We start from the raw sequence: 8,543 nt of genomic DNA, 5'->3' as shown, positions 1-8,543 counted from the left end.
CTGAGTGCGGTACTGGCTGAGGTACTATGAGAAATCCAGGCTAGGGGTGTTTTTTGAGGTCGGTTTCAAAGGACATTTCTGGCTGAATATCATTCTCACGCTGTTTGGCTTTATCCCAGGCATCATCCACGCCTTCTATGTCATATTGAAACACTAGGCATATTGAAGCACTGATGCTCTTTTTTGCATCGATTTAACAAACGCCGCCTTGTCGAGCACAAGGCGGCGTTTGTCTTTCTGGGCCATGCATTGCTTACCGAGCCTTGCCAAACAATTAAAACCCAGCCCTTCAAAACCCGGCCCTGATGTTATGCATGCAAGCGGCGATGCAGGGCATGGACTTGCTCGTCCAGCCCAGGCACTGGGCCATCAACAGTCAAACCTGGCACCACCTCATTAATCGATAGCGGGGCGACTGGAGGTGGCGCTACGCCAAGTGCAGCCAACCATGCTCCCAACTGCTCAGAAGAACTGACGTAAACGATACGTCCTAGCCCTACCCACCCATGAGCCGCTGCACACATTGGACAGTGCTCTCCAGAGGTATAGACAGTCGCTTTAGAGCGCTCTTCAGGCGTCATATGGTTCGCTGCCCAGCGGGCCAGCGAAAACTCTGGATGCTGAGTAGAATCTCCACCGGCAATGCGATTACGGTCTTCGGCTAACACCTTACCTTCGGCATTTACCAGCACGCTACCAAATGGCTCATCCCCTGCATTTAAAGCCTCCTCTGCTAAAGCCACCGCACGCTTTAGGTATGCCAATTCATGTTCGGCAATCATTGGATTCTCCTCGTTTTGATAACGTGCCTTACCGACAGGGTTGTCGTTTCAAAAGTGCTTCGCCAAAGATACCATTTTTAACATTGAAGGTCTGACTCACCGTAAAGCCCCCAAGCACCTGAAAAGTGGGGTGGAAGTAACCGCTGTCCTGACACCACCCCCCAGGAAATATTCATAAAAAAGCTTTGACCCGAAGAAAAAATCATGTCACTGTAGCGTCAGTTGGTTAGCAAGCAGCATGGTTTCAGAAGTGTACGATCTATTTCGGCAGCCTGATATTGTATTCCTTGTTTCACCCGCTACTATTCATCTGGGTAATACCAGGAACTTTATTACGGCGCATTAGCGCGAAAGGATCTACATCATGGCAACTGGCACAGTTAAATGGTTTAACGACACTAAAGGTTTTGGTTTCATCGCTCCTTCTGACGGCGGCGACGACCTTTTTGCTCATTTCTCTGAAATTCAGTCTGACGGTTTCAAAACCCTTCAAGAAGGTGCTAACGTTTCTTTTGACGTTACCCAGGGTAAGAAAGGCCTTCAGGCTTCTAACATCAAGCAAATGTCCTAAGCCTTAACGGTTTAAGAATTTGCTCGAACCTTAACAGGTTCGAATAACAAGGCCCGCTTATGCGGGCCTTGTTGCGTTTGCATGTTGAAAATGAAAGACAAAATGAAAGACAGTTAGCATAAAGATGCAGAAAGAGAGTATGGTCGGATTTGTAACACCCCTTATTTACGCTCATACACCATTAGTTTGGCATCTACCGTCAGGGTAAGCTCATCAAGTGCCGCTGCACGTGCTCGGCCTTCCTGACTGGCGCGGTAAAGATGGGGCGTCATCGTTAATAGGTCACCAATTAATGCCTGCCCTTCCAGCGTTATTTGATAGTTAAGTGACTCTGTGTGCAACTGGATAAAGCCCTCAGGCACTTCCCGTTCACTTGTCGTGTCTGGCTTAAGCGTGGGATAAATCACCTCCCTCAGCTCACGCAGGTGCCCCGCCCCTGCCTCAACCTGCACCAATAGGCCACCCGGCTTTAATACCCGCGCAAATTCGTGATGCACTGGAAAACCAAACATACACAGCACACTGTCGAGCGTCTCCGCTTGAACTGGCAAGTGCGCATTGCTCCCGACAACCCAACGACAAAGCGGAGATTTTTTATCATCTTGTCTGGCCGCCGACAGCACTGCCCACTTGGAAATATCTAACCCCAGCAATGAAAGTGGCCGCGAATTCGATGCAGCACGAGATAGCTCACGCAAGTAATAACCTTCACCGCAGCCAGCATCCAGGCAGCCAAATAGCGAGCTGGCAGATTGCGCATCAGCATGGTTTAACAGGTGTTTACTTACCGCCTGGGCAATGGGCTGATAGTAACCAGCCTCAAGAAAACGCTGCCTTGCTGCCACCATCAGCTTACTGTCACCAGGATCAGCGGAACGCTTTTGCTGTACCGGAAGCAAGTTGACGTAACCTTGCTTAGCAACATCGAAGCTATGCCCAACAGAGCAGCGCCAAGTACTGCCTGCCAGATGAAGCGGCTCGCCATCTAACGGACAGGCTAGTAATTGAAAAGGAGTGCTATTCATAAAAAATAATTCATAAAACAGTTAGGCCCATAAGTCAGTTCTTCACTGATTAAAAGACGCAAGGCCATCATTGGCGGCCCACGTGGTTAGCGCGTTACCAGAACAATGCCGGCTAAGATAACGCTCCCACCAATTATAAAATTGACGCTAAGCGGCTCATTAAGCAGCAGGGTACCAAAAAGCACACCAAAAAGCGGCGCTAAGAAAGAAAACACACCTAACTGAGAAGCACGATAACGGCGCAGCAACGTAAACCAAAGCAGCAGCGCGCCAAAAGAAATAACCAGCGCCTGAAAACCAAGGCTGGCAACCACCATAGGAACAAACTGCGCGCTCATTAACTGGCCAGAGATAACCGCTACCGGCAACAGTAGCAGCGCCGTTATACCCAGTTGATAGCTTAAGGTAAGTTCTGCTGGTGCCTCGGAAAGCGAGGTCTTGCGAATTACAACGGTCGTAGCCGACCAGGAGAGTCCAGCTAGCAAGCCCAGTGCATCACCGATGATGATCTCTATGGCATAGCTACCACTCGGCGCCATCGCAATCACCATCCCTGTAAACGCCAACCCTACTCCCCACCACTGCCGCATAGACAGCTGTTCACCAGGCACCCAAAGATGTAAGCCAAGCGCGGCAAAAATGGGGGCCGTGTAAAGAAAGACCGACATGTGCGATGCCAAGGTATACGTTAACCCCCAGGCAACAAATGCGAACTCCGCCGCAAACCCTAAGCCAACCAACAAACCGGCAATCCAATGACGGCGCAAATCTGCCCAGCGAACGCCTCGCCAATAAGCTAGTAAACCGACCAGTGTTCCAGCGATAGCGGAGCGTAGAGCTATCTGCACCATGGGTGAGATATCCTCAGCCACACCTTTAATCGCTACTTGCTGAAACCCCAGTATCAAGCAAAATAGCAGCATTAGTGATGCTGCTGTGGTATCCACTGATTTACGCTGGAATACCACTACAGAGCTGTCATTAGCGTTAATTGACGCTACTCTTTGAGTATTCATTGCACGCTCCCATAACATTAAGGCGCCTATTGCACCAGGAAGAGAAACCTCGTACAAACGATTACTTCTCTGGCCTAGGCTTAGGAAAACTCATGCTATGAGAATTGAAAGATTACCACTTAATGCACTACGCGCCTTTGCCGAAGCTGCGCGCGAGAACAGCTTCAAAGCCGCCGCTTATCGGCTTGGCGTTACCTCTGGCGCGGTTAGCCGTCAGGTGAAGCAGCTAGAGGGGCATTTGGGGGTGGCGCTCTTTGAACGTCATGCCAATGGAGTATGTGTCACTGAGGCGGGGCGGATATTAGCGGAAGATGTGCAAGCGGGGCTTTTGCGTATCGCCAGTGGCGTACAGCACGTCACCGAGCGCTCGGAACAAGCCTTTCGCTTACTGATCAGCGCACCGCCTTCTTTTCTACAGCTTTGGTTGCTGCCTCGTTTACCTCGTTTTGAAGCAAACGAGCGCGAAATAGAAATATCGCTAGATGCCGAGTCTCGCCTAACCCAACCGTTATGGCTGCCAAACAGGGCGCGCTTATCGCTGCGCTACGGACAAGGTCCTTGGCCAGGCGTCTCTAGCCAACGTCTTTTTGAAGACACACTATTTCCCGTTTGCTCGCCCACTTTATTAGCACAGGCAACGATAAAATCGCCCAGCGACTTACTAACACAGACGCTACTCACCGTGGATTGGTGTACCCATGCCAACCAGCGCCACATCCCAGGCTGGAGCGATTGGTTCAAAGCGGTTGGGATAGCGATAAGTAAAATGCCTAACCAGCGCCAATATTCGCTCTATAGCCTGGCCTTAGATCAAGCCATTGCCGGCCAAGGCGTGGTACTTGCCAGCTACCCACTCGTTGCCGACCGGCTTGCAAGCGGTGTTTTAGTGCGCCCTTTTGAAGAGCACTATCCCCTCATTTCCCCCTTCGCCTATGATTTGATTTTGCCTCCTGATGGGGAAATGCCACCTGCGGTGGGCCGCTTTACCGAGTGGCTAGCGCAGGAAGCAGCACTCTTTCGCAATACATCGTGATAGCCGCGTGGCATGTCGAACCTAGCCTTACCGCTTATAGCCCTGGAACAACGCATATTGCCACTGACGCACAGCCAGCACTGAGGTGGTACCAAAGCGCTGATTAATGGGCAGCCCGCTTTCGCGTTCACACAGGGCGTGAAACTCTTTTGCCAGCCGCTGCATCGTTTGTTGCCATTCAGCATTACCCGCATGAGAAAGCAGGCCATTCAGCACAATTAGCTTTTCGCTGTCGCTATCGAAACGGGACTGAAAAAACTCTGTGGCAATATATTGCTGGAAAAAACGCTGAATGGGGCCGCCAGGCCGCCAACGAAAATTCGCGGCCACACGCCGCCGGATTCGATTACCCGGCAATAGATCAATCAGCTTTAGCCGTTCTAGCGCCAGCAGTTGCCGAGTGCACTGCGCCTCACTGAGCTGGTACTGGTGATGAATTTCATCAAACCGATAGCCGTTAATCACACACACAGCGACCAAGAACAGCTCACGATCATCGACAATGCTCTGCTCCTGCGCCTGGGTCAGCTCCTGCAAACGGTGCTCTTCCTCTTGCATGGATTGCACCAACTCAGCAAATTCCAGGTTAAGCTGATCGCAAATACGCTCTAGCCGCTCTAGGGTGATGTGCTGCTCAGCGAATAGCCGTTTGACCGAGGCCTCGCTCAACCCAAGCCATAACGCCACATCAGCGTAGGTTTTCCCCTGGGAGCGCAGCTGGCGTTTTAAGGTATCAATAAGCGCGCTTGTCTGAGACACACAACCTCCAGACATATAAAGTAGCGTATAACGATACCGTAAAGCCCAAATAACACAACTTGAACCACCAGAGTTGCAACATTAACCCCATTTACCGAAAGTGCCCTAACTTCTGGTTTATAAGGCGTCATTTCATGCAACCTTTACTACGCATCACGGGTGTTTGGCCCTACCTGATTGCCATTTTCTTGAATGCCTTTGTGGATTTAGGGCATAAAATCGTCATTCAAAACACGATTTTTAAAAGCTACGATGGCGAAACCCAGGTGGTACTGACGGCATTGGTCAATGGGCTTATCCTTTTGCCGTTTATTTTACTGTTCAGCCCCGCAGGTCATGTGGCGGATAGCTACCCCAAAGTTCGCATTCTCCGGGTTTCCGCCTGGGCCGCTGTCGCTGTTTCACTGGGCATCACCGCCGCTTATTACCAAGGCTGGTTTTGGCTGGCGTTTGCCATGACGCTAATACTGGCAATTCAGTCAGCCTTTTACTCCCCCGCAAAGTATGGCTTGGTGAAAGGGCTATTTGGCAAACCCCGCTTGGCAGAAGCTAACGGACTTATCCAGGCCGTCACCATTGGTGCCATTTTGGCAGGCACCGTGGCCTTTACCGCGCTGTTTGAAAGCTGGATCTTGCCCAGCGCCCAAACACCCGGCGAGCTATTACGCAGCATTGCGCCGCTGGGCTGGCTGCTGGTGTTGAACAGCGTTATACAAGTGATGGCACTGTATCGCTTGAAACCGGATAACGCACAGCCCTCGACGACCCCGCTCACCTGGCAGCGCTATATCAAAGGCAGCGCACTCAAAGACAACCTGAGCATTCTGGGCCGCCAACCGGTGCTGCGGCTGTCAATTATCGGTCTTGCGACTTTCTGGTCGGTGGGCCAGGTGCTGCTCGCCGCGTTTCCCGCCTACGCCAAAGATGCACTCAGCATTGATAACACCTTAGTACTGCAAGGAATTCTTGCCGCTAGCGGTATTGGGATTGCGTTAGGATCATTGCTTGCCAGCAAGCTGTCGCGTAACCGTATTGAAACCGGTTTGATTCCATTAGGCGCTGTCGGCGTTGCGGTGGGTCTGTGGTGCCTGCCACTGCTCACCACCCCCATCAGCCAAGCGCTGAACTTTGTATTTATTGGCATGATGGGCGGGTTATTCATTGTACCGCTCAATGCACTGATTCAATTTCATGCGGCAGACCATGAACTAGGCACTGTGTTGGCTGCTAATAACTGGATTCAGAATCTGTCTATGCTGGGTTTCTTGGCGCTTACCGCGCTGTTTGCCCTGGCAGGTGTAGATAGCCACTACCTGTTGCTGCTCGTGGCGACCGTTGCCATGGTGGGCGGTGGCTACACTATCTTCAAATTGCCGCAAAGCTTAGTACGCTTTCTACTCAGTTTTCTGCTCACCCGCCGCTATCGTGTTGATGTTCATGGGTTAGAGCACCTGCCCGCCCAAGGCGGCGTGCTGCTGCTTGGCAACCATATCAGCTGGGTAGACTGGGCAATGGTGCAAATTGCCAGCCCTCGCCCCGTGCGCTTTGTCATGCTGAAGGATATTTATCAGCGTTGGTATTTGCGCTGGTTTTTTAAGGCGCTGGGCTGTATTCCTATCGAACGGGGCGCAGGAGCCGAAAACGCCCTAGCCGCGGTTGCCGAACAGCTGAATAACGGTGAAGTGGTATGCCTGTTCCCCGAAGGCGCGATCAGCCGCAACGGCCAGCTAGGCGAGCTGCGCCGAGGCTATGAACGCGCGTGTAAGCTGGCGAACCCAGAGGTACGTATTGTGCCGTTTTACTTGCGCGGCCTGTGGGGTAGCCAGTTTTCTCGCTCATCCAGCAAACTCAAAGAGCTGCGTAACGCGCCTCTCCATCGCTCAGTCGTCGTTGCGTTTGGCAAGCCGCTGCCTAAAGACACCCCGGCCGACGTGCTCAAACGGCGCATCTTCGAACAAGCAACTAACTCGTGGCAACATGCTATCGATGAGCTGCCCTCGCTGCCCGACGCCTGGATTCGTAGCGTGAAGCGTAACCTTGGCGCACAAGCACTCACTGATACCCTTAGCCACCCGCTGACGGCAGGCCAAGCACTTACCGCCAGTCTGCATATTGCAAAGCGCATCCACACGCTAACCCCTGAGCAAAACGTGGGCCTACTGCTGCCCAATAGCAGCGCGGGTGCACTGGCCAATATGGCAACACTTCTGGCTGGAAAAACACTGGTTAGCCTCAACTATCATTTTAACGACAGACCCAATGGCACCGCGAAAGAAGACGCGTTTTCTGCGGCGCTCACCCAAGCCGACATCAATACAGTGCTGACCTCGCGCCACTTCGTCGAAAAACTCCAGCAACAAGGGTTAAACATCAGCCAGCGGCTAGCAAATACTCAGACGATTTACCTGGAAGACCTACAAGCCGATATCCGACGCCATGAACGCGTCAGCACTTGGCTTGCCGTTCGCCTGCTACCTGCGTGGCTGCTTCAGCGCCTTTACTGCCGCAGTAGAGATGCCAATGCCACCGCCGCCATTGTGTTTCCAAGTAGAAGCGAAGGACAGCCTAAAGGCGTCATGCTGAGCCACCGCAACCTGATGGCCAATATTAAGCAGACCTCCGATGTGCTTAATACCCAATATGACGATGTGGTGATCGGCTCGCTGCCGCTGTTTCATGCCTTTGGTCTCACCGTTACCCAACTGCTGCCACTTATCGAAGGCCTGCCGTTGGTCTGCCACGCGGCCCCCAACGACACTGCTGGTATTGCCAGCTCTGTCGCCAAGCACAAAGCTACCCTGATGTTCGGCACATCAGACTTTCTACAGCACCTAAACCACAGCCCCAAAGTGCACCCACTCATGCTAGAAAGCCTACGGGCAGTCGTTGTCAGTGCCGAAACATTGGATGAGCAGGTATGCAGCGACTTCGTCCTAAAATTCCATAAGCCAATTTATAAAGGCTACGGGGCAACCGAAACCGCTCCTGTGGCATCGGTCAATCTACCGGATTCGTTGGGCGCTCATTACCAGACAATACAGCAAGGCAGTAAAGCTGGTACCGTCGGCATGCCGCTCCCCGGCACCAGCTTTAAAATCGTTGAACCGGAAAGCTTTGCGGAACAGCCTACCGGAGAAGCAGGCATGATTTTGATCAGCGGTCCTCAGGTGATGCGGGGCTACCTAAACGACCCGAAACGCACAGCCGCCGCCATTAAAGAACTCGATGGCCAACGCTGGTTTGTCACCGGCGATAAAGGGTTTATCGATGAAGATGGCTTTTTAACCCTGATTGGCCGCCATGCTTAGATTTTCGCCAACTCGATAGAAGTCATTGTTGCCGACAGGATAAAGCGTT

The 8,543-nt window shown here is 52.2% G+C and carries 8 protein-coding genes; 4 read left to right on the top strand and 4 right to left on the bottom strand.

Going from position 1 to position 8,543, the window contains the following annotated elements:
- Window positions 1–4: 4 nt before the first annotated feature.
- Window positions 5–157 carry a YqaE/Pmp3 family membrane protein gene (locus INT21_RS07155; protein WP_193061014.1) on the top strand — a complete coding sequence of 51 codons (153 nt, stop codon included), beginning with the start codon at window positions 5–7 and terminating at the stop codon, window positions 155–157.
- A 151-nt stretch (window positions 158–308) separates the two neighbouring features.
- Here the strand turns inward: INT21_RS07155 and INT21_RS07150 are convergent, their stop codons facing one another.
- Window positions 309–782 carry a nucleoside deaminase gene (locus tag INT21_RS07150; RefSeq protein WP_095602597.1) on the bottom strand — a complete coding sequence of 158 codons (474 nt, stop codon included), beginning with the start codon at window positions 780–782 and terminating at the stop codon, window positions 309–311.
- A gap of 364 nt (window positions 783–1,146) precedes the next feature.
- Here INT21_RS07150 and INT21_RS07145 point away from each other — a divergent pair, with 364 nt between their 5' ends.
- Window positions 1,147–1,353, top strand: coding sequence for a cold-shock protein (locus INT21_RS07145; RefSeq protein WP_009722287.1), 207 nt, complete (start codon window positions 1,147–1,149; stop codon window positions 1,351–1,353).
- 161 nt (window positions 1,354–1,514) lie between these two features.
- On the opposite strand, the gene INT21_RS07140 is transcribed toward INT21_RS07145, so the two are convergent.
- Together INT21_RS07140 and INT21_RS07135 are read right to left on the bottom strand one after the other, a co-directional pair.
- Window positions 1,515–2,378 carry a putative RNA methyltransferase gene (locus INT21_RS07140; RefSeq protein ID WP_193060962.1) on the bottom strand — a complete coding sequence of 288 codons (864 nt, stop codon included), beginning with the start codon at window positions 2,376–2,378 and terminating at the stop codon, window positions 1,515–1,517.
- Between the two features lie 86 nt (window positions 2,379–2,464).
- Window positions 2,465–3,394, bottom strand: a complete 930-nt coding sequence (locus tag INT21_RS07135; RefSeq protein WP_193060963.1) for a DMT family transporter — start codon at window positions 3,392–3,394, stop codon at window positions 2,465–2,467.
- 97 nt (window positions 3,395–3,491) lie between these two features.
- Here INT21_RS07135 and INT21_RS07130 point away from each other — a divergent pair, with 97 nt between their 5' ends.
- Window positions 3,492–4,427, top strand: coding sequence for a LysR substrate-binding domain-containing protein (locus INT21_RS07130; protein ID WP_193060964.1), 936 nt, complete (start codon window positions 3,492–3,494; stop codon window positions 4,425–4,427).
- Between the two features lie 27 nt (window positions 4,428–4,454).
- Here INT21_RS07130 and INT21_RS07125 read toward each other — a convergent pair whose 3' ends face one another.
- A complete protein-coding gene (locus INT21_RS07125; RefSeq protein ID WP_193060965.1) occupies window positions 4,455–5,186 on the bottom strand; it encodes a helix-turn-helix domain-containing protein in 732 nt (243 codons plus the stop codon).
- Between the two features lie 134 nt (window positions 5,187–5,320).
- Between INT21_RS07125 and INT21_RS07120 the strand changes: the two genes are divergently transcribed.
- The gene (locus tag INT21_RS07120) at window positions 5,321–8,494 is read left to right on the top strand and encodes an acyl-[ACP]--phospholipid O-acyltransferase (protein WP_193060966.1); all 3,174 of its coding nucleotides are present in this window, start codon (window positions 5,321–5,323) and stop codon (window positions 8,492–8,494) included.
- Window positions 8,495–8,543: the final 49 nt, after the last annotated feature.

The organism is Halomonas sp. 3F2F (genome assembly GCF_014897805.1).
Taxonomy (GTDB): domain Bacteria; phylum Pseudomonadota; class Gammaproteobacteria; order Pseudomonadales; family Halomonadaceae; genus Vreelandella.
The sequence above is the reverse complement of the archived record's forward strand: the minus strand, read 5'-3'. Positions and strand labels throughout refer to the sequence as shown.